We start from the raw sequence: 24,908 nt of genomic DNA, 5'->3' as shown, positions 1-24,908 counted from the left end.
TTGTGGCGGTCACGTTCACGCGCGCGTCCGCCTTCACGCGCACGTCCACCTTCACGCGCGCGTGCGGCCTCCACGCGCGCGTGCCGCTTCTGCGGTGACGTCAGTCCTTGGCGAAGTGCGGAAGGATCTCGTCGGCCACCCAGCCGAGCGCGTCCGGCAGTTCGTCGGTGGCGACCAGCAGCCACAGCGAGCAGGCGGCGAGCCCGGCCTCGGCCAGCGCGCCGAGTTCGTCGCGCACGCTCTCGGCGCTCGGGTCCGCGCCGCCCAGCGGCCGGCCGGGCATCGGGACGGCCGGCGCGAAGCCCGGCGGCACCAGGAAGGCGCCCGTGGTCAGCGCGAGCGTCCCCGGATCGCGCCCGGTCCCCTTGGCGAGGCCGTCGAGACGCTCCCGTACGGCGGTCAGTCCGGCGGCGTCGAGCCCGGCCCCGTGCCAGGCGTCGCCGTACCGCAGCGCCCTGCGCAGCGCCGCGTCGCTTCCTCCGCCGACCCACACCTGCGGCCCGCCCTCGGTGCGCGGCAGCACCCCGAGCCGCGGCTCGCCCTCACCGCGCCACAACTTCCGTACGGTGCCCAGCTGTTCGTCCATGCGGCGGCCCCGTCCGGCGAACGGGACGCCGACGGCCGCGAACTCGGACGCGTCCCAGCCGGTGCCGACGCCCAGGGTGAACCGGCCGCCGGAGAGCCGGTCGAGGGTGGCGGCCTGGTGGGCGAGGACGATCGTGTTGTAGAGCGGCAGGACGAGGATGCTGGTGACCAGGCCGATGCGCTCGGTGGCCCCGGCCACGGCGGCCAGCGTCACCAACGGGTCCGGGGTCACGCCGGAGTCGCCCGCCAGTGCGTGGCCGCTCGCGAAGACGTGGTCGAAGCCCAGTTCCTCGGCCGTGCGGGCGGTCGCCAGGACCCCGTCGACCTCCTCCTCCCGCGCGGGCCACAGGCGGTGCGGTGCCACTCCGATACGCAGCATGTCGTTCGGTACTCCCTCGGTGCGCGGTGCCGGTTCCTGAACCGACCACGCTAGAGGCTGCGTCCGCGCCCGTGCGGATTCTGCGACCTGAGCCCGCACACCACGTCATCTCGGTCGCATACGCGTTCCCCCAGGGCCTGCTGACGTGACGTCAGACGCGCACCTGGAGCAGCGCGTGGGTGCCGCCGGTCCGCCAGCGCTGACCTTCGGCCGCCACCAGCGCGGCCTCCGTGTCGGCGGTCAGGCCGGTGATGACGTCGGACTTGAGGGTGCGCAGGGCGGCGACCGGGCCGGGGAAGTAGGCGGTGACGTCCGGGAAGGGGGTGGTCGGCGGCCAGCGGCGATCGCCCACCAGGCGGCGGTAGTTGAGGTCGCCCTTGACCACGGTCAGCTCGGCGCCGGCCAGTTCGGCGCGCAGGTCGTCGGGAAGTGCCGAGAACGGCAGGGGCGCGGCGGCGAAGGGGTGGGCGCGGACGGTGAGGGTGCCGTCGGCCGTCGCGGACCACAGGGTGCGGCCGTATACGGCGGCGGCGCCGCTCGCGCCGGTCAGCCTGCGCAGGGCGTCGACGAAGTCGGTGGTCGTGGCGTCGGAGACGTAGTACGGGTACGGCTTGAGGTGCAGGACGGCTCCCCCTACGCGCCGCTCCTCGAGGAGGTGGGCGATGAGCAGGAGGTCGGGGATGAGTTCGCGGCCCGCGTTGTCGGCGATCAGGTGCAGGGTGCCGGTGCCGCCGGGCGGGAGCAGCGACCAGAAGGTGTCGCTGTCGTCGGCGACCAGTGCGGGGGCGACCTCGGCGTCGGCCGCGCTCGCGTCGGAGAGACGGAACCCGAGGTCGGCGCGGTTGCCCCAGAGCGAGCCGTGCAGCAGGGCTCGCCCGCGCTCGTCGGCCGGCCGGTCCGCGAGGTCGTCGAGGGCGGCGAGTTCCTCGTCCGTCTCCGGGCCGTCCAGCTCGGCCAGCTTGAAGGGGCGGAACGGGTCGATGCCCTGCCAGGGGCCTGGGGTGAAGTAGCCGACGGCGTCGAGGAGTTGGCGGTAGAACCAGCTCTCCGACCACAGCCACGGCACGTCGAACCAGGACCGGCCGACGTACTCGGGCAGCCCCCAGGCCGTCCAGCGGTCCAGGTCGGATGCGTCGGCGGGGAGGGGTTCGATGACGCCCTTGGTGCAGCTCTCCAGGAGCGCGTCGAGCGCGCGGTGCTGTGCGGGGCCGTACGGGAAGGCCTCTCGCACCTGCCGGATGATCGCGGGGTGGCGCTCGGCGAGCACGCTGTGCGGGAACGATCCGGGTTCGTCGGCCAGGAGCACGGGCGCGGACGGGGTGTGGGGCATGCGCCTCACCGTATCGCGCGGGTCAGGCGGGGCGGATCTCCCGCTCCAGGCGCGAGGCGAGGCTCAGATAGCGGGCGCGGCGGGTGACCGGGACCAGGCCGCGGATCATCACGTGCCACATCTCGGCGACCCGGCGGGGCTGGCGGGCGACGGGTTCGAGGGAGCGGCCGACCACGCGGGTGCCGACGAACCAGCTGACGAGGGCGTGGGCGACGGCCTCGATGTCGATGTCCGGGTGGACGTCGGACTCCTTGACCGCGCCGTGCAGCTTGCGGGCGGCCAGGTCGCGCCACTCGGTGAAGGGGTGCGTGAGGGGCGGCGGCATCGCGACGACCCCGGTGGCGAGCCGGAGTCCGGCGCGCGGGACGGGGTCCTCCACGGACAGGCGCGCGACGCCGAACGTGAAGCGGATCAGGGCTTCGAGGGACGAGTAGCCCCGGCCCTCCAGGTCGCTCGCCACCTCGCGCGAGACCCTGGACTGGAGCTCCATGATGGCGTGCGCGAGGTCTTCCTTCGCGGCGAAGTGGAAGTAGAGGGCGCCCTTGGTGACTTGGGCGTGTTCGACGATGTCGCTGAGGCTGGTCGATTCATAGCCGTGCCGGTCGAACAGGTCGGCGGCGGCTGCGATGATCGTCGCTCGGGTCTGCTCGGCGCGTAACTGCCTCGGCATCGACTGAACACTCCTGGGACTGGAAAGAACGGGTCATGCCGTTTGTTCTTCACTCCCCGTACACCATAGCTCACCGTACTGCGGCCCCGACCTGCGCACCTCGAGATCGCCGGCCTGGCCGGGCGGTTCGTCCGCCGGGGTTCGGCGACACGTGTCACCGTGGTACTCGTCGCCGACAAACCGGACGGACAGGTTCCCAAGTCGTTGACCGCCAAGAGTACGAGGCGACCGGTTGGTTTTCAATGCGGCGTGGATCGGCTCCCGACCGTCGTCCCCGTTGAGCGGATCGACTTCCGCCCCTCGCCTCGCCGACCGGTATCACCCGCCTTCGCGCCCGGTGTCACACGATGAACGCGCCGCCCCCTTCTCCCGTACTCCACGGGAGTACCCCGTTACCGCGCCGGCCGAGGAGACGTTCCGGATGTCCCGGATGACCGCACACCGCACCGCACTCGCGGCAGCCCTCGTGACCCCGTTCCTGCTGCCCCTGTGGGCGGCCGGACCCGCGCAGGCGCACGGCGCCCCGACGGATCCGGTCAGCCGGGTGTACGCCTGCTCCCCGGACGGCGGTTCGACGGGCACCTCGGCCTGCCGGGCGGCGATCGCCGCGAACGGCGCGCCCTTCACCCTGTGGGACAACCTGCGGGTGGCGGACGTCAACGGGCGGGACCGGCAGACGATTCCGGACGGCAAGCTGTGCAGCGGCAACCTGCCCGCCTACAAGGGGCTCGACCTGACCCGCGCCGACTGGCCGTCGACGCAGCTGAAGCCCGGCGCGACGATGACGATGAAGTACGCCTCGACCATCCCGCACACCGGAACCTTCAAGCTGTATCTGACCAAGCCCGGTTACGACCCGGCCAAGCCGCTGACGTGGTCCGAGATCCCGGACCAGCCCTTCGCCGCGGTCACCGACCCGGCGCTGACGAACGGCGCCTACCGCATCACCGCGAAGCTCCCGGCGGACCGGACGGGACATCACGTCCTGTACACGATCTGGCAGAACACCAGCACGTCGGACACCTACTACTCCTGCTCCGACGTGGTGTTCCCGGCGGCGAAGTCCGGCGGTACGGGCACGAAGGCCACGTCGTCGACCGGAGGCAGCGGGCAGAGCACGAAGAAGCCCGCGAGCAAGTCCCCTTCACCTACGGCCAGTCAGCGTCCCGCGCAGGCGAGTCCCACGCCGACGGCCGCGGATTCTCCGGCCGCGTCGACGCCCGACAGCACCCCGCTCGCCTCCACGCCCACCGCCGATTCGAGCCCGTCCGCGCCCATGATGGCGGGCGGCGCCGCCGCCGTGCTGGTGCTCACCGGCGGCGTCGCCCTGGCGCTGCGCCTGCGCCGACGCTGAAGTCAGCGCCGGCGCAGGATCATTGACGGACCGTCAGTTGACGTAGACGGTCGCGCCGTTGGAGGTGACCGGGGCGTACTTGGCGGTGAAGTAGCCGGCGCTGAAGCAGAGCGACGAGCCCGACGTCTTGGTGAACGCCTGGTTGGCGAAGGCGATGCTGGCGTCGGTGTTGCTCGTCGTGCCGGTCAGGCTCGGGGCCTGGTAGACGCAGGTGATGCTGCCCAGCAGGGTGGTCAGCTTGACCGTGGTCTGGATGGCGGAGCCGCTGGCCGGGGTCACGGTCAGGGTGCCGTCCGAGGCCACGGTGGTGCTGTAGGGCAGGTTGTCGACCGTGATGCTGCTGACGCCGAGCACGCCCAGGACGTTGCTGGTGCAGCTGCTGGTGGCGAAGGTCTGCGCGGTGGCCGACTCGGTGGCCGTGCCGGGCGCCGTCGGGTTGTCGGTGACGGTGGCGGTGAGCTGCGACGAGGTGCACTTGATGCCGCTGGTGCCGGTCGCGCTGGAGTAGAGCGTGGCGGTGGTGCCGCTGGCGAGCGGCGCGGTCAGCACGTCGCCGACCGCGACGGGGGTGCCGCCGAGGGAGCCGGTGGTCAGCACGGGGGTGTCGGCCGCCGAGGCGGGCACGACGGCCGCCGGGATCGAGAGGGCGGCGACGGCTCCGACGAGGGTGATGAGGGTGCGAGTGCGCATGCGGGCGTGCCTCTTTCCATGAGTGGGGCTCAAGGGGTTGGGGGGACCGAGGGAGCTTCCTCGGAGATCGAGGGAGCTGCCTCGGGATCAGGGGGATGGGCGGACGCCGACGGGCGTCCGTCGACGCCGGCCCGTTACGCCTTCTCCGTACGCAACGGACCGGCGACGACGACCGGCCGGTGTCCCGCCGAAGACCCGTGGGGAGGGCCGTCGGCGGGGCCGGGCGGGGAGAGCGTCCGACACGGGCCCAGGGGGGAAGTGCCCGTGCTGGACAGGAGGGTTCCGGGAGACGCGGGCAGTGCCGCGTGGCGGGATCCGGCGCCACGGATCCGAGGGAAGCCAGGGGCAGTTCTAGACCTGCGAGTCAGTCAACGTCAATAGCCAGTAAGGGAGTTGACGTTCGTTCAAAAACCTTGCGGGGGACGCATCATGACCGTGACGCACAGATGACACATAACCAACACTCTTTTTGCACAACTCCCTTGACCACAAAATGTAACCCCCGGTAACTTCCTCGACGGCTACTGCGGAGTACGAGTAAGCCCTTGCGCCCACCGGGAGCAGTGAGGAGCGTGCGCCGCAGCCGCTGTCCGCGCCAGGACAACGTGCCGTGATGCCCAACCCGCACTGACTATGCACATGGGAGCAGAAATGGCCTCGTCCGCCGACAACACCCCCGAGAACCCCGAAAGCGGTTCCTCGACCGAACCCGCCAGACGCGGCCGGGTCCGGATGCGGCGCGCCGCCGTGATGGCGGTTCCCGCCGTCGCGGTCACCGCCGGCCTCGCGATCCTCACGGCCGAAGGCGCCCTGGGCGTGCAGTTCTCCATCTCCGGCATGCCCTTCACGGTCACCGCCAAGTCGCTCGACGGCACCGGCTTCGAGCAGTTCGGCGATCTGGACAACATGATCCCGAACAGCCCGAACGAGGGTGACACCGGCGGTCAGGTCCTGATCATCACGTCCGCGATCAAGAACGCGACGCTCGACAGCCTCTGCCAGAGCGTCGACCTCGGCGGCATCAACCTGCTCATCAAGGCGGGTTCCGGCGCGACGAAGGTCACCGCGAGCGATCTCACCACCGACTCGACCGAGCTGTCCGGCAACGCCGCCTTCAACAACATCGAGATCGGCAACGACGCCAGCACGCTGACCAAGGCCGGGGTGCAGGGCAAGAAGGGCGTCTTCAGCCAGCAGGCCGACACGGTGCACATCGACAACCTGCGGCAGACCAACTACGCCACCACGGCGGGGGTCTTCAAGCTGCCGGGCCTGAAGCTCAGCTTCAGCGACACGGGTTGCTGATGAAGGGCCGTTCGATGCAGGACGTGCGGTCCGCCTTCCGTGACTGGCGGGCCGCCCGGCCGTTCCTGGGCGGGCTGCTGCTCGCGCTGGGCGGCGCCGAGATCCTGGTCACCGAGAAGGTCTCGCTCAAGGTCGCCATGCACATCGGCATGCAGGGCATGACCGGCTATCTGCTGCCCGCCCTGATGGTGCTGTGCGGCCTGCTGACGCTCTTCAGCCCCGCCCAGCGCCTGTTCTACTCGATCGTCGGCATCCTGGCCGCCCTGGGCAGCTGGGTCACCTCGAACCTGGGCGGCTTCTTCGTCGGCCTGCTCCTCGGGGTCGTCGGCGCCAGCATGATCTTCGGCTGGCTCCCGGACCAGGAACCCCGGGTCAGCCGTCGGCGCCGCAGGAAAGAGGCACGGGCGGCGAAGGCGGCCGTTCAGCTGTAACCCCTCGACCGCTTCCCCGACTGCGGGTCCACGTCCGTGGGCCCGCCGGTCGCGCGATTCCACGGGCCCTCCCCGCCGAGGGCCCCTCAGGCATGCCCGTCGAGCCCGTCCGACGCGTGCCCGGCGAGGCTCAAGTGGTTTGCGATGTGCGGGAGTTGACGAAGTACCCGAGAGAACCGCCCCCGACGAGAGGAGCGAACGCCGTGCCCGACGACAGTGCCCCGCCGCCCGGCCGCATCGATACCGGGACCGCGCACGCCGCGCGGATCTACGACTACATCCTCGGCGGCAAGGACCACTACCCGCCGGACCGGGAGGCGGCCGACGCCATGTGCCGGGAGTGGCCCGCCCTGCCGATCCACATGCGCGCCAACCGCGACTGGCTGAACCGCGCCGTGCGCTGGCTGGCCCAGGAGGCAGGCGTGCGCCAGTTCCTCGACATCGGCACCGGCCTGCCCACCTCGCCGAACATCCACGAGATCGCCCAGGCGGCGGCCCCGTCGTCGCGGGTCGTCTACGTCGACAACGACCCGCTGGTCCTGGAACTCTCCCGGGACCTGCTCGCCGGCACCCCCGAGGGCCGCACGGCGTACATCGAGGCGGACATGCGCGACCCGGCGGCCGTCCTGGACTCGCCCGCCTTCCGCGACACCCTCGACCTGACCGAGCCGGTCGCCCTCACCGTCGTCGCGATCGTCCACTTCCTCCTCGACGAGCACGACGCCGTAGGCATCGTCCGCCGTCTCATGGAACCGCTCCCGTCCGGCAGTTACCTCGCGATGTCCATCGGCACGGCCGAGTTCGCGCCCGCCGAGGTCGGCCGGGTCGCCCGCGAGTACGCGGCCCGCGACATGCCGATGCGGCTGCGCACCTTCACCGAAGCGAACGAGTTCTTCACAGGGCTCGAACTCGTCGATCCGGGCATCGTCCAGGTCCACAAGTGGCACCCCGACGGCACGGACGACGGCGGGATCCGCGACAAGGACATCGCGATGTACGGGGCCGTGGCCCGTAAGCCCTGATGGTCCCGCCACCTGGAACCCACCTTGTCCCGCCGGCCGGAACATCATCACGATGGGGCGTCGACAACTCACTCCAAGTGGCTGCTCACTTGACTACCGGTGCTCACACACGATTGGCTCCGGCGAGCGAGAGTCACCCGGTCGGCGTACCGCGCAGCGAGCGCCGCCCGGAAGGCTCCTTCTCGCCGTTCCTCCAGCTCTGCGCACAGCGAGGTGCCGCACCCTCATGAACACTCCCCCACCCCCCGCGTCCCACAGACTCTCCCGCGCCGCCGCTCTGGCGGCCGTGGTCGGGCTGCTCGTGGCCGGCTGCTCCTCCGGGGGCGGGTCGGACGCCGGCCTGGACTCCGCCGGCAAGGCGGGTGCCGGGCTCAAGGTCGCCCTGGTCACGCACGGCGGCAAGGGCGACGCCTTCTGGGACCTGGTGCGCAAGGGAGCGGAGACCGCCGCCGCGAAGGACGGCGTCCAACTGACGTACGCCAGCGACCCGGACCCGACGGGCCAGGCCGAACTGGTGCGGGACGCGGTGCGCGACAAGGTCGACGGCATCGCGCTGACCCTCGCCAAGCCGCAGGCCATGACGGGCGCGGTGGCCCAGGCGAAGGCGGCGGGCATCCCCGTGGTCGGCCTCAACTCCGGTATCGACGCCTGGCAGTCGGTGGGGCTGCTGGAGTACTTCGGCCAGGACGAGAGCGTGGCCGGCCGGGCGGTCGGCGACAAACTGGACGACCTCAAGGCCAAGCACGCCCTGTGCGTCATCCACGAGCGCGGCAACGTCGCGCTGGAGGCGCGTTGCGCCGGAGTGAAGAAGACCTTCGCCGGCCAGACGGACATGCTCTACGTCGAGGGCACCGACTTCGACGCGACCGAGGCCATGATCACGGCCCGGCTGCGGCAGGACTCGACGATCGACGAAGTCATCGCCAACGGCGCGCAGTTCGCGCTCACCGCGGTCAAGTCCGTGAAGTCGGCGGGCAGCAGGGCCCATGTCGCGACCTTCGATCTCAACAGTGACCTGGTCAAGGCCGTGCAGAGCGGCGCCGTACAGTTCGCGGTGGATCAACAACCGTATCTGCAGGGCTATCTGGCGGTGGACTCGCTGTGGCTGTACAAGACCAACGGCAACGTCAGCGGCGGCGGGGTGTCCCCCGTACTGACCGGCCCGGCGTTCGTGACCAAGACCAACGTGGCCTCGGTGGCGAAGCTCGCGGCCGCCGGCACCCGCTGACGGACACATCCCTTCCGGTTGTCGGCTCCGATTCGGTGACCTGCGCCACGTGCGGTCACTTGTGCGGATAGCATCCTGAACACCCCTTGTCCCCTTTCCCGTTCCCGCCCCGCTGATCGCCTAGGACGACGATGTCTCCACGGACAGGTGCCCGGCGCCGTCTCGGCTCCATACGTCTCTCCCTGATCCTTCTGGCCCTGGTGCCGAGCGTCACGCTCGCCGCCGTGTGGGGCGTGACGACGACCCAGATGTTCGCCGAGGGGTTGCGGCTGCGCGGACAGACGGACCTGAGCCGGTCCACCGGCGCGATGGGCACCGACGCGACGCTCGCGCTGCAACGGGAGCGCAGTCTGTCGGCCGTGTGGCTGGCGGGTGCGCCGGAGGGCTCCCGGGAGGCGCTCGACAAGCAGCGCGCGGAGACCGACCGGGCGGTCGCCAAGCTGGTCCGCCAGTCCGACGCGATCCAGAACGCGCCCTCGCGCATCTCGGACCGCCTCTACTCGGTCCTCGGCTCGGTGGGCAGCCTGGAGTACTACCGCGGTCAGGTCGACAAGCCGACGGACATCACCGCCGAGCAGTCCCTCGACCAGTACAGCTCGATCATCGACGACCAGATCCACGCCTTCCAGGAGCTCTCCCAGGTCGACGACGGCGACCTCACCTCGCAGGCCGGACCGCTGGTCGCGCTGGAGCACGCGGCGGAGATGGTCTCCCAGGAGGACGCGCAGCTCACCCTGGCCTTCCCGACCGGGCACTTCGACGCCGCGTCCTGGACCGCGTTCACCAAGGTCGTCGACACCCGCCGGTGGCTGGTCTCGGACCAGATCGTCCCCTCGCTGCGCGGCAGCACGAAGACGGAGACCGAGAAGATCCTGCAGAGCCCCGCCTGGCGGACCCTCCAGAGCATCGAGGACCGGGTGCTCGCGGCCCGGCCCAAGGGCGCCGACGGGAACGTGGCGCTGCCGAACGAGGCGAAGCAGTGGCGGGCCGCGCTGATCGAGGTCGGCGACGAGTACGGCAAGCTGATCCAGCGTCAGACGACCGGGCTGCTCGACCGCAGCTCCGACAAGGCGGACAGCCTGCTGATCACCGCCGCCTCGCTGAGCCTGGGCGGCCTGGTCGCGCTGCTGCTGTGCGTGATCATGTCCTGGCGGATCACCCGCTCGCTCTCCCGCCGGCTGCGCGGTCTGCGGGAGGCGACCCTGAGCCTGGCCGAGGAGCGGCTGCCGGACGTGGTGGCCCGCCTGGACCGGGGCGAGACGGTCGACGCGGACCTCGCGACCCCGCCGCTGGACTACGGCGACGACGAACTCGGCCAGGTGGCACGGGCGTTCAACAAGGCGCAGCGCACGGCGGTGCACACGGCCGTCGAACTCGCCGACACCCGGCGCGGGTTCCAGAAGGTCATCCTGGGCATCGCCCGGCAGAGCCAGAACCTGGTCAACCTCCAGCTCACCAAGCTGGACACGCTGGAGCGCCGGCACAACGACCCCGCGGTCCTCAAGGGCCTGTACGAACTGGACTCCACGGCCAGCCAGTTGCGCCGGTACGAGGAGAACCTGGTCATCATCAGCGGTGAGCAACCGCGGCGCAGCTGGCGGGAGCCGGTCGCGCTGATCGACATCCTGCGCAGTGCCGTCGGCGAGGTCGCCGAGTACCAGCGGGTGGAGGTGCACACCGACGAGGACGTGTACCTGGCGCCGCCCGCGGTGGCCGACGTGATCCACCTGCTGGCCGAGCTGATCGACAACGCGACCGTGTACTCGCCCGCACCGGCCCCGGTCGGCGTCCGCGCCGCCCTGGTCGCCAGGGGCCTGGCCGTCGAGGTCGAGGACCGGGGCCTGGGCATGTCGGAGGAGGAATACGCCTCCATCAACGCCCAGTTGGGGCAGCCCCCGCAGTTCGACGTGGTGGCGCTCGCCGACGACCTGCGCCTGGGCATGTTCGTCATCGCCCGGCTCGCGACCCAGCACGGCATCCAGGTCACCCTGCGCCCCTCGCCGTACGGCGGCACGACGGCGATCGTGCTGCTCCCGCACGACATCGTCGTACAGGAAGTACCCGAGGACCCAGCTGTACCCGGCACGTCCGACGTACCGGGCGTGCCCGCCCCGCGGGAGGCGCCGGAGCGGGCGGACGCGCGGGAGGAGAGCCACAGCCATGCCGAGGAGAGCCCCTCGGAGGGCGTACGGGAGCCGCGTCCCGCTCCGGCACGTGGTGCGCCGTCGGCCGCCGTCCGCGCCGAGGGGCTGACGCCGCTCCCCCGCCGGGTCCCGCAGACCAGTCTGGCCGCCGAGCTGCGCGAGGAGGCCGCGCCCGCCGAAGAGGACGTCGACGGCGACGAGTTCACCGCCGATCGCGCCGCGTCCTCGCTCGCCGGTTTCCAGCGCGGCACGCTCCAGGCACGTGACGACGACACCGAGGAGCGGTACGACCGGGAGGAACCGTCCCCACCGCCGGCACCGGGTGCCCATGTTCCGGCAGGCGGCACCCCTGTCACCTCGACTCCGCCCGCCGCCGACAGCTGACGAAGGACACCGCCATGACACGCCCCATTCCCGCCACGCACACTCAACTGGACCAGCTGCTGACCGGACTGGTGGACCGGGTCGCCGAGGTGAACCACGCCGTGGTCCTCTCCGAGGACGGGCTGGTGGTCAGCAAGTCGACCGGGTTCCTGCGCGACGACGCCGAACGCCTCGCGGCGACCGCGTCGGGGCTGATGAGCCTGAGCAAGGGCGTCTCCATGGACTTCCGCGGCGGCCCGGTGCGGCAGGCGCTGATCGAGATGGCGCACAGCTATCTGATCCTGACCGCGGCCGGGCCGGGCGCCCACCTGGTCGTGCTCACCAGCCAGGGCGCGGACGTCGGTGTGGTGGCGTACCAGATGAACATGCTGGTGAAGAAGATCGGCGAGCACCTCAGCGCGGCCCCGCGGGCGGGCATCGGGCCCACCGTCGACACCGGCGCGTGAGGTGAGCGGAGGCGACACGGCGGGCCGGCTGGTACGGCCGTTCACGCTGACCGGCGGGCGGACCTCGCCCAGCCGCGCCGACTTCACCCTCATCACGACCGTGACCGCGGTGGACCCGCCGCCGACCTGGGCCACCCGGTCACAGCCCGAGCACCAGCGCATCCTGCGCCGGTGCGTCGAGCCGATCGCGGTCGCGGAGCTCGCGGCCCTGCTCGACCTGCCGGTGAGCGTGGTCGTCATCATGCTCTGCGATCTGCTGGAGGAGGGCTGGATCACCGCCCGCCCGCCGCACCCCGTCTCCCGGACCCCGGATCTGGACCTGCTGCAGAAAGTGAGGGACGGCCTTGGCCGGCTCTGACGTCACCACCCGGACGGCACCCGACACGGTCAAGATCCTGATCGCCGGGGGGTTCGGCGTCGGCAAGACCACCATGGTCGGCTCGGTCAGCGAGATCGTCCCGCTGCGCACCGAGGAATCGCTGACCTCGGCGGGCCTGCACATCGACGACCTCGACGGCATCGAGGAGAAGACGGCCACCACGGTGGCGCTCGACTTCGGCCGCATCACCATCAGCCAGGAACTGGTCCTGTACCTGTTCGGCACCCCGGGCCAGCAGCGCTTCTGGTTCATGTGGAACGACCTGGCCATCGGCGCCCTCGGCGCGGTCGTCCTGATCGACGTCCGCCGCCCCGAGTCCAGCTTCGCCGCCATCGACTTCTTCGAACGCCGGCGCATCCCCTTCGTCGTCGGCGTCAACGGCTTCCACGGCAGCCACCCCTACCCGGCCGAGGAGATCCGCGACTCCCTGGCCCTGCCGGACCATGTGCAGGTACTGCTGTGCGACGCACGTGAACGCGGCTCGTGCCGGGACGTGTTGATCGCGCTGATCGACCAGTTGATCGCCACCGCGTCGGGTTCCGACGGGCCCGGCCGGCTCACTCGTCAGGGCCCGTGAGGGGCTGATCGGACGGCGCGATGATCCGGGCCGTGAGGTCGGGGGCGGGCATCTCCGGGTCGAAGGGAAACATCGGGCGGCGGATGCGGTGGTGGCCCAGGCGGGTCAGGTCCTGGTCGACGCCGCCCGGGGTGAGGGCCATCTTCCAGTCCGCGGCCATCGTGAAGAGTTCGGGCTCCAGGTAGCCGATCTTGACGACCACGAGGTCCGCCTGACGAGGACTCAGATCCAGGTCGGTGAAGTCGTGTTCGTGGTGGTACGGCTTGCGCAGGCGGGTCAGGATCACGTGCACGCTGCCGACCTTCAGCACCACCTCCGTCCCGGCGTCCCGGTCACCGTGCCGGATCGCGTGCACCACGCCGGTGAGGGTGAGGGGCCCCGCGTGACGGTCGTCGACCTCCGCGCCCGCGGTGACCGTGACCGTCGCCCCGATGCCGGCCCGCACGGCCGCGTCGACGGCGGCGGGTCCCGGCAGGGAGGCGTAGATCGCCACCGGGCCGGTGTCGTCCTTGAACTCCGGTCGGGACAGCAGGTGTTGGAGGCCCCACGTGACGTCTCCCGCGCCGCCCGCCGTCGGGTTGTCGCCCGTGTCGCTGACGAAGTAGGGGCGGGCGGCGGAGGCGAGGGCCGCGTCGAGACACTCGTCCAGGGTGCCGGTGGGGGCGACGAACGCGAAGTCGTGCCGCGCCTCCCAGAAGCCGCGTGCCAGGCGTTCGGCGCCCGCCGAAACGGCGTCCTCGTCCGGTCCGGTGACCACGACCGCCGCCCGGTTGCGCGGCTCGTCCGCCCAGGCGTAGCCGACCCAGATCGCCGCGTCCGTCACGCCCTCGGCCGCCTCCACGTCCTCGACCGCCGCGTACACGCTCTTCGCGGGCTCGATCCGGGTCGAGGTCTGCTCGCCGGCCAGCAACACCGGTACCGGCACCCAGGCCTTGACCGGCCGGGGCGCGCCGCTCGCCAGGAGGTCGACGAGGTTACGGGCGGCGCGTTCCTTGGTGTCCATGGCGTCCTCGTGCGGGGCCATGCGGTAGCAGGTGATCAGGTCGCTGCCGTGGACGAGTTCGCGGGAGACGTTGCCGTGCAGGTCCATGGAGGTGGAGACGAGGACGTCCGGGCCGATCACCTCCCGTATCCGGGCGAGGAGTTCGGCCTCGGCGTCGTCCACGCCCTCGACCGTCATGGCGCCGTGGATGTCGTACCAGAGGCCGTCGAGCGGGCCCAACTCCCTTAGGCGAGCGATGAGTTCGGTCGTCAGGTCGGCGTACGCCGTCGCCGTCACCGTGCCGCCGGGGAGGGCCTTGCCGACGAGGGCTCCGCGCCACTCGGCGGCGGTACGGAGTTCGGTACCCGGGTTCAGGAAGGGGTAACGGGTGAGGACGTCCTGGCCTCGCTGTGGGTGGAAGGCGGGGGCCTCGGTGCGGGCTGGGGAGAAGGTTGAGGATTCGATGCCTAGTCCTGCGATGGCGATTACGGGAAGAGAAGATGGCAATGGGGGCTCCAGGTCGTGTGTTGACTGCTGGTTCGTCGTGGCTGGTCGCGCAGTTCCCCGCGCCCCTGGGTGGGTCATCGCATCGCGGATTGATCTGTGACCTTCTGCAGAGCCTGGGTCAGGGCCCGTTGCAGGGCGAACTGGCCCGCGCCCATCAGGCCCGCGTCCGCGCCCAGGCTTGCTCGGTCGATCACCAGGTGTTCCGTCACCAACGGGTGGCAGCCTTCGTAGAGTTGGCTGCGGACTGCCGCCACGAACGGCTCCAGGGTGGAGAGGATGCCGCCGAGGTACACGGCGTCGGGGTTGAAGAAGTTGACGTTGGCGGCGAGTACCTGGCCGAGGTAGCGGCCGGCCTGGCGGACCGCTCGGGTCGCCTCGGGGTCGGCGTCGGAGGCGAGGCGTACGACGTCCTCGGTGGAGGTGACCGGCAGGCCCCGCTCGCGCAGGATGCGGACCAGGGCCGCGCCCGAGGCGACCGTCTCCAGGCAGCCGGTGTTCCCGCAGGAGCAGGGGATGTCGTGGGCGGCCTCGACCCGGACGTGGGTGATCTCGCCGGCCGCGCCGGTGGCGCCCCGGTAGAGGCGGCCGTCGGCGATGACGCCCGCGCCGATCGCGGTGCCGGTCTTGACCATGATCGACTGCCGGCGTCCGGCGGGCTGGACGGTGTGCTCACCGACGGCCATGCAGTTGGCGTCGTTCTCGATGGCCGCGGGGACGCCGAAGCGGTCGTCGAGCCAGGCCCGGACGGGGAAGCGGTTCCAGCCGGGCATCCGGGACGGGAGCGTGACGACGCCCTGCTCGACGTCGACCGGGCCCGGCAGGGAGAGACCGACGCCCCGCAGCAGCGACCGGCCGTGCTTGTCCGCGAGCGCCTCCAGCGTCTCGGCGAGACCCGGCAGTGCCGCCTCCGGCCCGTCCGCCGTCGGGAACGGCACGGTGGAGACGTCGGTGATCCCGCCGCCCGGCAGCACCACACCGACGTGCGCGTGCCTGCCGCCGAGTTCGGCCGCCACCGCGAAGCCGTCGCTGCCGCCGAGCCGCAGCACCTTGCGCGGGCGCCCGCCGGCGGAGGCCACCGTGCCCTCCTCCGCGACCAGTCCGTGGTCGAGCAGCTGGCCCACCGTGAACGAGATCGTCGAGGGCGCGGCGCCGAGCAGACCGGCCAACTCCGTGCGGGTCGCCGCCTGTCCGGAGGCGAGGAGTTCGAGGACGCGCTCGGCCAGTGAGGAGAAGCCCGCTGCGTGACGCCGGGGCGGAGGGCTTTTTTCAACCATGAGCGAAGTAACTTCCGATCTCGACGGCCGGGGCGTCGAGAGTAAGCCTCACGGGCACCCTTCAGGGTTTTTTCAGAACAGCAGTAACAGGCTTTTTACAGCGGCACGCCTGTTTCTTCGTCCCCACGAGTCGTTCACTGGGCTCACTCCGCCCCTCAGACCTTTCGCCTTCGAGGAGAGCCATGTCCCCTGCTCGCACGAGACTCCTCACCGGAGCCGCCCTCAGCGCGGGCACGCTGCTGCTCGCGGGCTGTTCCGGGTCGAGCGGTACGTCGTCCTCCGGGTCGCACGACTCGATCAACTACGCGCTGCCCGCGAACTTCACGCCGAACTGGATCCTGCCGATCGGCACGGCCGCGCACCTCAACACCAACAACATCTCCATCGCGAACACGCTGTGGGAACCGCTCATCGCCTACGACGGCTCCACCGGCACCATCGGCTGGAACAAGAAGGGCTCGGTGGCCACGGCCGCCGACTTCGCCGCCGACAACAAGAGCGTCACGATCACGCTCGGCGACCGGCACTGGAGCGACGGCAAGCCGATCACCTCCGCCGACGTGAAGTTCTGGTTCGACCTCATCAAGGCGAACAAGTCCGAGTGGGCGGGCTACAACCCGGGCAAGGCGCCGGACAACTGGACGTCCTTCAAGACCGTGGACGCCCGCCACTTCACGATCACCTTCGACAAGGCCTACAACCCGCAGTGGATGCTGGCCAACGAGCTGAACTCCATCAACCCGCTCCCCAAACACGTCTGGGACAAGCCCGGGGACGCCAAGCAGGACTGGACGTACCTCAACAACGCGGCCAAGAACATCGGCGGTTACGCCTCCAACGCCCTGTGGAAGACGACCAGCGGCCCCTACGACATCAAGTCCTTCTCGACGGCCGGCAAGGTCGTGCTCACCGCAAACAAGAAGTACGACGGCGGCGAGAAGCCCGGCATCCCCACGGTGAACCTGCTCCCCTTCACCACGGCGGACGCCGAGAAGAACGCGCTGCGGTCGGGGACCGTGGACTACGGCTACATCGAGGCGACCGACCTCGACCAGAAGGACAGCTTCACCGCCCAGGGCTACGAGGTGAAGCCGTGGTCCGGCTGGGCGATCACGTACATGCCGTACAACTTCAACAACCCTTCGATGGGCGCGGTGTTCAAGCAGCTGTACGCCCGCCAGGCCGTCCAGCGGTCCATCGACCAGACGACGTTGGCGAAAGTCGTCTTCAACGGGACGGCGGTCCCCGGCTACGGACCGATCCCGCAGGCCCAGACGTCCGACTTCCTGTCGCCGACGCAGAAGAACAACCCGTACCCGTTCTCGACCTCGGCCGCCAAGTCCCTGCTGACCAGCCATGGTTGGACCTCGCAGGGCGGGGTCATGACCTGCACCAGCCCGGGGACCGGCGCCTCGCAGTGCGGTGAAGGGGTGGCCAAGGGCACCAAGTTCCAGATGCAGGTGCTGTCGCAGTCCGGTTCGACGGTGACCGACAACATGATGAGCGCGATCCAGTCCTCGCTCGCGAAGACCGGCATCAAGTTCTCCATCAAGACCGCGCCCGTCAACTCGGTGCTCTCGCAGACCCCGCAGTGCACGGCGAGCCAGTCGATCTGCAAGTGGCAGCTGTCCTTCTTCGGCACGATGGGCAGTTGGTACTTCAACGCCTTCCCGACCGGCGACTCGCTCTTCCAGACCAAGGGCGGCTCGAACTTCGGCAACTACTCCGACACGGGCGTCGACCAGCTCATCTCCGCGTCCACGACGTCGAGTTCGAACCAGGCCGTCCAGGAGTACAGCGCGGCTCTCGCCAAGGACCTGCCGGTGATCTGGCTGCCGGAGCCCGACTACCAGATCTCGGTGATGAAGAAGGGGCTGGGCGGCTTCTCGCAGGACTCGCTCGCCAACTTCCATCCTGCGCAGTGGAACTGGACCAGCTGAGGCATGGAGACTCTCGGCTACCTGGCCCGGCGGGTGCTCCAGTCCCTCGTGGTGATCCTCATCGTCACGGTCGTGGTCTTCTGCCTGCTGCACGCGCTGCCCGGGGGTCCCGCACGCGGGATCCTCGGGCCGCAGGCGACGGCCCAGCAGATCGCGTCGTTCAACCACGAACAGGAACTGGACCGCTCGTTGCCCGTCCAGTACGTCCACTATCTCGGCACCCTGCTCCACGGTGACCTCGGCACGTCGTACACGCTCAACGAGGCGGTCTCCAAGCTCATCGAGCAACGGCTGCCGAAGACGCTGGTGTTGACGGTGTTGTCGGCCCTCGCCGGGCTGCTGCTCGCGATTCCGCTCGGCATGTGGCAGGCCGTGCGGCGCAACAAGCCGGCCGACTACGTGATCACGACCTTGAGCTTCGTCGCGTACTCGACGCCCGTGTACTTCCTGGGGCTGATCCTGGTGCTGGTCTTCACGCAGACCCTGCACTGGTTCCCCTCCCAGGCGCCCCAAGGGGACACGCTGGCGGACGTGTTCGCGGATCCGGTGGGGCTCGTGCTGCCGGTCGTCACGGGGGCCGCGTCCATGGTGGCCGTGTTCAGTCGGTACATGCGGGCGTCGACGCTGGAGAACCTCTCCGAGGACTACGTCCGTACGGCGCGGGCCGGTGGGGCCCGGCAGGGGGCGATTCTCTTCCGGCATGTCTTCCGGAACTCGCTGACGCCGGTGATCGCGATGCTCGGGTACTACGTGCCGGTGCTGTTCGGCGGTGCGCTGGTGGTGGAGCAGCTCTTCAACTACCCGGGGATGGGGCTGCTGTTCTGGAGTGCGGCTCAGTCGTCCGACTATCCGGTGCTGTTGGGGTGCGTGCTGGTGATCTCGGTGGCGACGGTCGTCGGAACGCTGCTCGCGGATGTCGTCCAACGGATCGTCGATCCCCGAGTGAAGGCGGGCCAGGCATGACAGCCGTCCTCCAGACCACGCCCACGACGGAGCCGGTGGCCAACTACCGCCTGTCGCTACGACGGTTCACGCGCAACAAGCTGGCCGTCGCCGGACTCGCCGTGGTCGTCCTCTTCCTTCTCTTCTGCTTCGTCGGACCGCTGCTGTACTCCACCGACCAGACCCACACCGACCTCACCCAGGTCAACCTCGGGCCCAGCGGCTCCCATTGGCTCGGTACCGATGCCGTCGGACACGACGAGCTCGGGCGGTTGATGTACGGCGGGAAGGTCTCGATGCTCGTCGGGCTGGCGGCCGGGATCCTGGCCACCGTCATCGGGACCCTGTGGGGCGCCACCGCGGGGTATGCCGGCGGTTGGCTGGACGCGGTGATGATGCGGATCGTGGATGCCGGGATCGCCATCCCCGCGTTGTTCATCCTGTTGGTCGTCTCGGCGATCACGACCCCGGACACGCTGGGCCTGATCGTCGTGCTCGGGTTGGTGTCCTGGCTGGTGCCGTCCCGGCTCGTGCGGGCCGAGACGCTCACGCTCAAGAGCCGGGACTACGTGCTGACGCTGCGCGCGACCGGCGGTACGCACGGGCGGGCCATCCGGCGGCACATCCTGCCGAACTCGGTGTCGACGATCGTCGTCGCGGCCACCTTCCAGGTCGCCGACGCGATCCTGCTCGTCGCCTACGTCTCGTATCTCGGGCTTGGGGTCCAGCCGCCGAAGACCGACTGGGGCGGCATGTTGTCCGCCGGGCTGACGGCGGCGTACTCCGGGCGCTGGTGGCTGATCGTTCCGCCGGGTCTCGCGATCATCCTCGTCGTGTGCGCGTTCAACGCGATCGGCGACGGGCTGCGCGACGCCTTCGACGTGAGGGGCCGAGGGTGACGGAAACAGAGGGGACGAAGGTGGCGAACATCCTGGAGGTCGAGGATCTGGGGGTCACCTTCAGCACCGACACCGGTGAGGTGCACGCCGTGCGCGAGGTGTCGTTGCACGTGCGGCCCGGCGAGACGCTGGCGTTGGTCGGCGAGTCCGGGTCCGGGAAGTCGACGGTGGCGCTCGCGGCGATGGGTCTGCTGCCGTCCAACGCCCGTGCGTCGGGGCGGGTTTCGGTCGACGGCACGGAGGTCGTCGGGGCCGGCGAGGCCGAACTCTCGCGACTGCGGGGCCGTACCGCGTCGATGGTGTTCCAAGAGCCGGCCACCGCGCTCGACCCGCTGACCCGGGTCGGTGCGCAGATCGCCGAAGTCGTACGCAATCACCGGGCCGTCTCGCGTGCCGAGGCCGCCCGTGAGGCCGTCGAACTCCTGCGCAGGGTCGGCATTCCCGAGCCGGAGCGGCGGGCGTCGGCGTTTCCGTTCCAGCTGTCGGGCGGGCAGCGGCAGCGGGTCGTGATCGCGATGGCGATCGCCAACTCGCCGGGCCTGCTGATCGCGGACGAGCCGACGACCGCCCTCGACGTCACCGTGCAGGCCGAGATCCTGGATCTGCTCCGGGCGTTGGCGGCCGACTCCGATACGGGTGTGCTGCTGGTGACGCACAACATGGGCGTGGTCGCCGACTTCGCCGACCGGGTCGCGGTGATGCTGAACGGTGAGGTCGTGGAGTCCGGGTCGGTGGAGCAGGTGCTGTTGCACCCGGAACACGAGTACACCCAGCGGCTGTTGGAGGCTGTTCCCCGGCTGGCGGTGGAGGCGCCGGCGGTGAAGGCACCGGCACCCCCACCGCCGGGCCCGGAGGGGGAAGCCGTGGTCGAACTCAGGGACGTCTCCGTGCGGTTCGGACGTGGGCCGGGGGCCGTGCAGGCCCTTCAGGACGTGTCGCTCACGGTGCGGCCCGGTGAGACGGTCGGACTGGTGGGCGAGTCCGGGTCCGGCAAGTCGACGGCGGCTAGGGTCGCGTTGGGGCTGGTCGCGCCGAGCGGCGGGGCGGTCTCGCTGTTCGGGCGGGAGCTCGGCCGGACCCGGGGGCGGGCGCGGCGGGCCCTGCTGTCCGGGGTCGGTGTGGTGCTCCAGGATCCGGTGGCCTCGCTGGACGCCCGGATGAGTGTCGGGGAGTGCGTGGCCGAGCCGCTGCGGATGCATCGCCGGGGTCTGTCGGCGGCCGAGCGGCGGACGCGGGTCGCGGAGGTGCTGGAACGGGTGCGGTTGCCGCGGGAGTTGGCCGGGCGCGGGCCCCGTGAGCTGTCCGGCGGTCAGCGGCAACGGGTCAGCCTCGCACGGGCGTTGGTGCTCGAACCGCGGCTGCTGGTCGCGGACGAGCCGACCAGTGCGCTGGACGTGAGTGTGCAGCGGACGGTGCTTGAGGTGATCGCGGAGTTGCAGGGCGAGCTCGGGTTCGCGTGTCTGTTCGTGTCGCACGACCTCGCGGTGGTCCAGCAGTTCGCCCAGCGGGTCGTGGTCATGCGGGCCGGACGCGTCGAGGAACAGGGGCCGACCATGACCACGCTGCTGCGTCCGGAGACGGAGTACACCCGCCGGCTCATCGCGGCCGTGCCCGTGCCGGACCCGGTCGTGCAGCGCCGCCGCCGGGCGGCCCTGCGTACGGGGGTCACCGCGTGACGCGCTCCCCCGAGGTGGTCGCGGGCGTCGACATCGGCGGCACGACCACCCACGTCGTGCTGTGCGCCGAGGACTTCGGCATCGGCGACCGCCTGGAGGTGCCCACCCCCGCGGACCGGGGCGGGACGGCGATGGTCGGCGCCGCGCTGGACGCCGTACGGCTGCTGCTCGAGCGGACTCCCGGGCGGCTGGCCGGAGTCGGGGTCGGGGCGGCAGGTCTGGTGGACGTGCGGGCCGGGCGGATCCTGGTGGCCAGCGACTCCTTCCGGGACTGGGCCGGGTTCGAGGTGACGGCGACGGTCGAACGGGCCCTGGGTGTACCGGCGTTCCTCGACAACGACGTCAACGCGTTCCTGCGCGGGGAGGCGGCGGCCGGCGCGGTCGCGGGCGAACCGTATGTGCTCGGCATGACCTTGGGCACCGGGGTCGGTGGGGCGCTGTGGCTGGATGACGCCCTGTACGAGGGCCCGCACGGGGCGGCCGGCGAGATCGGGCACGTGCCCGGCTTCGGCGAGCTGCCGTGCACCTGCGGCGGGCGCGGCCATCTGGAGACGCTGGCGTCGGGCCGCTCGATCGCCGCGCGGTACGGCGAGCGCACCGGCCGGGACCTGACCGCCCACGAGGTCGCCGACGCGGCGGCCCGGGGCGAGGCGGAAGCCCTCGCCGTCTACGCGGCGGCGGGCGCCGGTGTGGCCAGGGCGCTGCTGGTCACGGCCGGTCTGCTGGATGTGACGACGTGCGTGATCGGCGGGGGCGTCAGCCGGTCGTGGTCGCTCCTCGAGCCCGCGATACGCCGGACGCTCACCGTCGAGCCACCCGTCAGCGGACGTTCCTTGCGGGTGCTGCCCGCCGCTCTCGGCGGTGACGCGGTGGCGGTCGGGGCGGCGGCTCGGGCGTGGGCGGAGCTGGGTGCGGTGGGGGCAGCGGAGGAGCGGGCGCGGGCCTAGGCCCCGCCGGCGTACCCATGTCCCGCCTGTGGCGCGCTTGTGGATCATCGATCGAATCCGGCCAAGCGTGACCGGGTGATTGACGCTCACGTGTCACATCCCTACCTTCTGATCGGTTTACCGAACCTCGTTCGATATACCGACACTTGGGCACCCCCCGCACGCCCCCAGGAGAGCCAGATGAACGCCAGCCCGAACCCCGGTCCCCACCCCTCCCGCCGCCTGTTCCTCGGCATGACCGCGACCGTGCCGCTCGCCGCCACCGGCGCTCTCACGCTCGGCGCCGGCACCGCCCACGCCGCCGACTCGGCGTACGTGATGGCCTACTTCACCGAGTCCCCGGACATGCTCGCCGCCAACTACGGCCTGCATCTCGCCGTCAGCACCGACGGCCTGCAATGGACCCCGCTCAACCAGAACGCCCCCGTGGCCACGCCGACCGCCGGCTCGCTCGGCCTGCGCGACCCCTTCATCCTGCGCAAGCAGGACGGCACCTTCGTGGTCCTCGCCACCGACCTCAACGGCACCGACTGGACGTACGTCAGCCAGTACCTCCACGTCTGGGACTCCACCGACCTGCGTACCTTCACCGGTTACCGGCGCATGAAGGTGCACGATCTGGACACCCACGCCTGGGCGCCCGAGGCGTTCTGGGACGCGGGGCGCGGCCAGTACGCGGTCATCTACTCCGCGGTCAACTCCAGTGGCCACAACGTGATCATGGCGAACTACACCACCGACTTCGTGACCGCCGGCTCCCCGCAGGTCTTCTTCGACCCCGGCTACGACGTCATCGACGGGGACATGGCCGTCGGCGTGGGCGGCTACAACTACCTGTACTTCAAGAAGAACTCGACCCTGGTCGGCGCCCGTTCCACCTCACTGGACCCGGGCAGCTTCACGGAGTTCAGCACCGCCGTCTCGCACAACGGCACCGAGGCCCCGACTCTGGTCAAGTCCCTCACGTCCGGCTCGACTTGGTACCTGTGGGGAGACACCTGGTCGCCCAACGGCGTCTTCTACGCCTGGCAGACCAGCAGCCTGGCCGCCGGCACCTGGACCGCGCTCGACCAGAAGACGTACACCCAGCCGCTGAACTCCAAGCACTGCGGCATCCAGCCGATCACCACGGCCCAGTACAACAACCTGGTCGCCAAGTGGGGCACGCCCGCCTGGAACCGGCTGAAGTCCTACAACTACCCGGCCCGGTACGTCCGGCACAGCAACTACATCGGCCGGATAGACGAGTACGCCTTCGACCCGTACACCGACGCGCAGTGGAAGCTGGTCCCCGGTCTCGCCGACAGCGCGGGGGTGTCCTTCCAGTCGGTCAACTACCCGACGCGGTATCTGCGGCACTACAACTACGCGCTCCAACTCGACGTCAACGACGGCACGTCGACGTTCGCGGGTGACGCGACCTTCTACCGCACGGCGGGCCTCGCCGACGCGAGCTGGGCCTCGTTCCGCTCGTACAACAACCCGACCCGCTACATCCGGCACTCCAACTACGTCCTGCGCATCGACCCGGTCTCGACGTCGACCGAGCAGCAGGACGCGACCTTCTACGTCGGCTACTGAGACGTCGGGTACGGAGACGTCGGGTACGGAGACGTCGGGTACGCAGACATGGGCCGCTGAGCGGCGGGCACGACGAAAGCGGGCGCCCCTCCCGGAAAGGTCCGGAGAGGGACGCCCGCTTCAGAGGTCCGGGGGTCAGCCCAGGCCGACCGTCTTCAGCCAGGCCTTCGCGACGTCCAGCGGGTCCTTGTTGTCGAGCTGGACCTGCGAGTCCAGGTCGAGCAGGGCCTTGGTGTCGAGCTTGGCCGAGACCGCGTTCAGCGCGGCGACGCCGTCCGAGGACAGACCGCTCTTGTAGATCAGGGGCTGCACGTTCTCGAAGCCGAAGAGGTTCTCCGGGTCCTGGAGGACGACGTGCTTCTCCTTGACGATGGTCGGGTCCGTGGTGAAGAGGTCCGCCGCCTGCACGGTGTTCTTCTTCAGCGCCGCCTGGGTCAGCGGGCCGCCCGCGTCCAGCGCCTTGAAGGACTTGAACTCCAGGCCGTACACCGACTTCAGGCCGACCAGGCCCTGCTGGCGGGTCTGGAACTCCGGCGAGGCACCGATCGACAGGTCCTTCGCGATGTCCTTGAGGTCCGCGATGCTGGACTCGGCGGTCAGGTTGTACTTCTTCGCGGTCGCCGCGTTGACCGTGACCGAGTCCTTGTCCTGCGCCGAGGCCGGGTCGAGCAGCGTCAGCTTGGTGTCCAGCTTGGCGTCGATGGCGGCCGTGGTGGCCTCCACCGTCTTCGGGGTGGCCTTCGGGTCGAGGTAGGCCAGCAGCGCGCCGTTGTACTCGGGCAGCACGGTGATGGAGCCGTTCTTCAGCAGGCCGTAGGTGGTCTCACGGCTGCCGATGTTCGGCTTGTAGGTGACCTTGATGCCCTTCGCCTTGAGCGCCTCGCCGTAGATGTCGGCGATCAGGATGCTCTCGGCGAAGTTGTTGGATCCGACGACGACGGTCTTGCCGTCCGACTTGTCCCCGGCCAGGGGGTCGGAGTTGTCGTCGGAAGAGGAGGAACATCCCGCCAGCAGGGCCGTGGTGGCGGCGAGCGCTACGGCGGCCGCGGGATGAATCCTGAAGGACCTGCTGCGTGGGGCGTTGGAAGTCACGATTCCCGTTCCGGACTCTGGGGATTGGTGTGAAGCGAGCGCTGCAACTGATCCAATCCAGCCTGTTCTCACCCAGTCAAGAGCAGCCTGGTCACCGATTGGACTCAATGCGTGATCGCTTACGCCTCAATGCGTGATCGTCTG

At 70.3% G+C, this 24,908-nt stretch carries 22 protein-coding genes; 15 read left to right on the top strand and 7 right to left on the bottom strand.

The annotated features are described in order from the left end of the window. Nucleotides 1-100 precede the first annotated feature (100 nt). From ACIP6U_RS15955 to ACIP6U_RS15945, 3 genes are all read right to left on the bottom strand, one after another. Nucleotides 101-964 carry a TIGR03619 family F420-dependent LLM class oxidoreductase gene (locus ACIP6U_RS15955; RefSeq protein ID WP_401717258.1) on the bottom strand — a complete coding sequence of 288 codons (864 nt, stop codon included), beginning with the start codon at nucleotides 962-964 and terminating at the stop codon, nucleotides 101-103. Nucleotides 965-1,115: 151 nt separating this feature from the next. Continuing rightward, on the bottom strand, nucleotides 1,116-2,294 hold the full coding sequence (locus ACIP6U_RS15950) for a damage-control phosphatase ARMT1 family protein (protein WP_401717255.1): 1,179 nt from the start codon (nucleotides 2,292-2,294) through the stop codon (nucleotides 1,116-1,118). Nucleotides 2,295-2,316: 22 nt separating this feature from the next. Further along, on the bottom strand, nucleotides 2,317-2,964 hold the full coding sequence (locus ACIP6U_RS15945; protein WP_401717253.1) for a ScbR family autoregulator-binding transcription factor: 648 nt from the start codon (nucleotides 2,962-2,964) through the stop codon (nucleotides 2,317-2,319). A 421-nt stretch (nucleotides 2,965-3,385) separates the two neighbouring features. Between ACIP6U_RS15945 and ACIP6U_RS15940 the strand changes: the two genes are divergently transcribed. Next, complete coding sequence (locus tag ACIP6U_RS15940; RefSeq protein ID WP_401717251.1) at nucleotides 3,386-4,318, top strand: lytic polysaccharide monooxygenase; 933 nt, start codon at nucleotides 3,386-3,388, stop codon at nucleotides 4,316-4,318. Nucleotides 4,319-4,351: 33 nt separating this feature from the next. Here the strand turns inward: ACIP6U_RS15940 and ACIP6U_RS15935 are convergent, their stop codons facing one another. Then, nucleotides 4,352-5,008 carry a Tat pathway signal sequence domain protein gene (locus ACIP6U_RS15935; RefSeq protein WP_401717248.1) on the bottom strand — a complete coding sequence of 219 codons (657 nt, stop codon included), beginning with the start codon at nucleotides 5,006-5,008 and terminating at the stop codon, nucleotides 4,352-4,354. A 651-nt stretch (nucleotides 5,009-5,659) separates the two neighbouring features. On the opposite strand from ACIP6U_RS15935, the gene ACIP6U_RS15930 reads away from it, so the two are divergent. The 8 genes from ACIP6U_RS15930 to ACIP6U_RS15895 all read left to right on the top strand — a co-directional run bounded on the left by ACIP6U_RS15930 (nucleotide 5,660) and on the right by ACIP6U_RS15895 (nucleotide 12,924). Beyond that, nucleotides 5,660-6,313, top strand: a complete 654-nt coding sequence (locus tag ACIP6U_RS15930) for a DUF6230 family protein (RefSeq protein ID WP_401717246.1) — start codon at nucleotides 5,660-5,662, stop codon at nucleotides 6,311-6,313. Nucleotides 6,314-6,327: 14 nt separating this feature from the next. Then, nucleotides 6,328-6,744: a DUF6114 domain-containing protein gene (locus tag ACIP6U_RS15925; protein ID WP_401717243.1), complete on the top strand. Its 417-nt coding sequence runs from the start codon at nucleotides 6,328-6,330 to the stop codon at nucleotides 6,742-6,744. A 203-nt stretch (nucleotides 6,745-6,947) separates the two neighbouring features. Continuing rightward, nucleotides 6,948-7,766, top strand: a complete 819-nt coding sequence (locus tag ACIP6U_RS15920; RefSeq protein ID WP_401717240.1) for an SAM-dependent methyltransferase — start codon at nucleotides 6,948-6,950, stop codon at nucleotides 7,764-7,766. Nucleotides 7,767-7,992: 226 nt separating this feature from the next. Further along, the gene (locus ACIP6U_RS15915; protein WP_401717237.1) at nucleotides 7,993-8,994 is read left to right on the top strand and encodes a substrate-binding domain-containing protein; all 1,002 of its coding nucleotides are present in this window, start codon (nucleotides 7,993-7,995) and stop codon (nucleotides 8,992-8,994) included. Between the two features lie 131 nt (nucleotides 8,995-9,125). Beyond that, complete coding sequence (locus ACIP6U_RS15910; protein WP_401717234.1) at nucleotides 9,126-11,522, top strand: nitrate- and nitrite sensing domain-containing protein; 2,397 nt, start codon at nucleotides 9,126-9,128, stop codon at nucleotides 11,520-11,522. 14 nt (nucleotides 11,523-11,536) lie between these two features. Further along, a complete protein-coding gene (locus ACIP6U_RS15905; protein ID WP_401717231.1) occupies nucleotides 11,537-11,968 on the top strand; it encodes a roadblock/LC7 domain-containing protein in 432 nt (143 codons plus the stop codon). A 1-nt stretch (nucleotide 11,969) separates the two neighbouring features. After that, nucleotides 11,970-12,326 (top strand): DUF742 domain-containing protein, encoded by a 357-nt coding sequence (locus tag ACIP6U_RS15900; protein WP_401717230.1) that lies wholly within the window; start codon nucleotides 11,970-11,972, stop codon nucleotides 12,324-12,326. Further along, nucleotides 12,313-12,924, top strand: a complete 612-nt coding sequence (locus tag ACIP6U_RS15895; RefSeq protein ID WP_401717227.1) for a GTP-binding protein — start codon at nucleotides 12,313-12,315, stop codon at nucleotides 12,922-12,924. The genes ACIP6U_RS15900 and ACIP6U_RS15895 overlap by 14 nt, the downstream gene beginning before the upstream one ends. Here the strand turns inward: ACIP6U_RS15895 and ACIP6U_RS15890 are convergent. Both ACIP6U_RS15890 and ACIP6U_RS15885 read right to left on the bottom strand, forming a co-directional pair. After that, complete coding sequence (locus ACIP6U_RS15890) at nucleotides 12,905-14,413, bottom strand: M81 family metallopeptidase (RefSeq protein ID WP_401717225.1); 1,509 nt, start codon at nucleotides 14,411-14,413, stop codon at nucleotides 12,905-12,907. The two genes, ACIP6U_RS15895 and ACIP6U_RS15890, sit on opposite strands and share 20 nt — an antisense overlap. Before the next feature lie 74 nt (nucleotides 14,414-14,487). Then, complete coding sequence (locus ACIP6U_RS15885; RefSeq protein WP_401717222.1) at nucleotides 14,488-15,687, bottom strand: ROK family protein; 1,200 nt, start codon at nucleotides 15,685-15,687, stop codon at nucleotides 14,488-14,490. A 182-nt stretch (nucleotides 15,688-15,869) separates the two neighbouring features. Between ACIP6U_RS15885 and ACIP6U_RS15880 the strand changes: the two genes are divergently transcribed. The 6 genes from ACIP6U_RS15880 to ACIP6U_RS15855 all read left to right on the top strand — a co-directional run bounded on the left by ACIP6U_RS15880 (nucleotide 15,870) and on the right by ACIP6U_RS15855 (nucleotide 23,672). Beyond that, nucleotides 15,870-17,627, top strand: a complete 1,758-nt coding sequence (locus ACIP6U_RS15880; RefSeq protein ID WP_401717220.1) for a peptide ABC transporter substrate-binding protein — start codon at nucleotides 15,870-15,872, stop codon at nucleotides 17,625-17,627. A 3-nt stretch (nucleotides 17,628-17,630) separates the two neighbouring features. Continuing rightward, a complete protein-coding gene (locus ACIP6U_RS15875) occupies nucleotides 17,631-18,590 on the top strand; it encodes an ABC transporter permease (RefSeq protein ID WP_401717218.1) in 960 nt (319 codons plus the stop codon). Further along, nucleotides 18,587-19,468, top strand: a complete 882-nt coding sequence (locus ACIP6U_RS15870; protein ID WP_401717215.1) for an ABC transporter permease — start codon at nucleotides 18,587-18,589, stop codon at nucleotides 19,466-19,468. The genes ACIP6U_RS15875 and ACIP6U_RS15870 overlap by 4 nt, the downstream gene beginning before the upstream one ends. Beyond that, nucleotides 19,465-21,144, top strand: coding sequence for a dipeptide ABC transporter ATP-binding protein (locus tag ACIP6U_RS15865; RefSeq protein ID WP_401717212.1), 1,680 nt, complete (start codon nucleotides 19,465-19,467; stop codon nucleotides 21,142-21,144). Before ACIP6U_RS15870 ends, ACIP6U_RS15865 begins: the two co-directional genes overlap by 4 nt. After that, nucleotides 21,141-22,091, top strand: a complete 951-nt coding sequence (locus tag ACIP6U_RS15860) for an ROK family protein (RefSeq protein WP_401717211.1) — start codon at nucleotides 21,141-21,143, stop codon at nucleotides 22,089-22,091. Before ACIP6U_RS15865 ends, ACIP6U_RS15860 begins: the two co-directional genes overlap by 4 nt. A gap of 180 nt (nucleotides 22,092-22,271) precedes the next feature. After that, entirely contained in the window at nucleotides 22,272-23,672 is a 1,401-nt protein-coding gene (locus ACIP6U_RS15855; RefSeq protein WP_401717209.1) for a glycoside hydrolase family 43 protein, read from the top strand. 135 nt (nucleotides 23,673-23,807) lie between these two features. On the opposite strand, the gene ACIP6U_RS15850 is transcribed toward ACIP6U_RS15855, so the two are convergent. Next, nucleotides 23,808-24,764, bottom strand: coding sequence for an ABC transporter substrate-binding protein (locus ACIP6U_RS15850; protein ID WP_401717206.1), 957 nt, complete (start codon nucleotides 24,762-24,764; stop codon nucleotides 23,808-23,810). Nucleotides 24,765-24,908 lie beyond the last annotated feature (144 nt).

Origin of the sequence: Streptomyces sp. NPDC088794 (genome assembly GCF_044750545.1) — a bacterium.
Lineage (GTDB): Bacteria > Actinomycetota > Actinomycetes > Streptomycetales > Streptomycetaceae > Streptomyces.
Note: the sequence above shows the minus strand (reverse complement) of the source record. Positions and strands in the feature narration are given on the sequence as shown.

Excerpts from the sequence above, each read along its gene's own strand:
- ACIP6U_RS15955 (WP_401717258.1), bottom strand. The coding sequence starts at position 964 with ATGCTGCGTATCGGAGTGGCACCGCACCGCCTGTGGCCCGCGCGGGAG.
- ACIP6U_RS15950 (WP_401717255.1), bottom strand. The coding sequence starts at position 2,294 with ATGCCCCACACCCCGTCCGCGCCCGTGCTCCTGGCCGACGAACCCGGA.
- ACIP6U_RS15945 (WP_401717253.1), bottom strand. The coding sequence starts at position 2,964 with ATGCCGAGGCAGTTACGCGCCGAGCAGACCCGAGCGACGATCATCGCA.
- ACIP6U_RS15940 (WP_401717251.1), top strand. The coding sequence starts at position 3,386 with ATGTCCCGGATGACCGCACACCGCACCGCACTCGCGGCAGCCCTCGTG.
- ACIP6U_RS15935 (WP_401717248.1), bottom strand. The coding sequence starts at position 5,008 with ATGCGCACTCGCACCCTCATCACCCTCGTCGGAGCCGTCGCCGCCCTC.
- ACIP6U_RS15930 (WP_401717246.1), top strand. The coding sequence starts at position 5,660 with ATGGCCTCGTCCGCCGACAACACCCCCGAGAACCCCGAAAGCGGTTCC.
- ACIP6U_RS15925 (WP_401717243.1), top strand. The coding sequence starts at position 6,328 with ATGCAGGACGTGCGGTCCGCCTTCCGTGACTGGCGGGCCGCCCGGCCG.
- ACIP6U_RS15915 (WP_401717237.1), top strand. The coding sequence starts at position 7,993 with ATGAACACTCCCCCACCCCCCGCGTCCCACAGACTCTCCCGCGCCGCC.
- ACIP6U_RS15910 (WP_401717234.1), top strand. The coding sequence starts at position 9,126 with ATGTCTCCACGGACAGGTGCCCGGCGCCGTCTCGGCTCCATACGTCTC.
- ACIP6U_RS15905 (WP_401717231.1), top strand. The coding sequence starts at position 11,537 with ATGACACGCCCCATTCCCGCCACGCACACTCAACTGGACCAGCTGCTG.
- ACIP6U_RS15885 (WP_401717222.1), bottom strand. The coding sequence starts at position 15,687 with ATGGTTGAAAAAAGCCCTCCGCCCCGGCGTCACGCAGCGGGCTTCTCC.
- ACIP6U_RS15880 (WP_401717220.1), top strand. The coding sequence starts at position 15,870 with ATGTCCCCTGCTCGCACGAGACTCCTCACCGGAGCCGCCCTCAGCGCG.
- ACIP6U_RS15875 (WP_401717218.1), top strand. The coding sequence starts at position 17,631 with ATGGAGACTCTCGGCTACCTGGCCCGGCGGGTGCTCCAGTCCCTCGTG.
- ACIP6U_RS15870 (WP_401717215.1), top strand. The coding sequence starts at position 18,587 with ATGACAGCCGTCCTCCAGACCACGCCCACGACGGAGCCGGTGGCCAAC.
- ACIP6U_RS15855 (WP_401717209.1), top strand. The coding sequence starts at position 22,272 with ATGAACGCCAGCCCGAACCCCGGTCCCCACCCCTCCCGCCGCCTGTTC.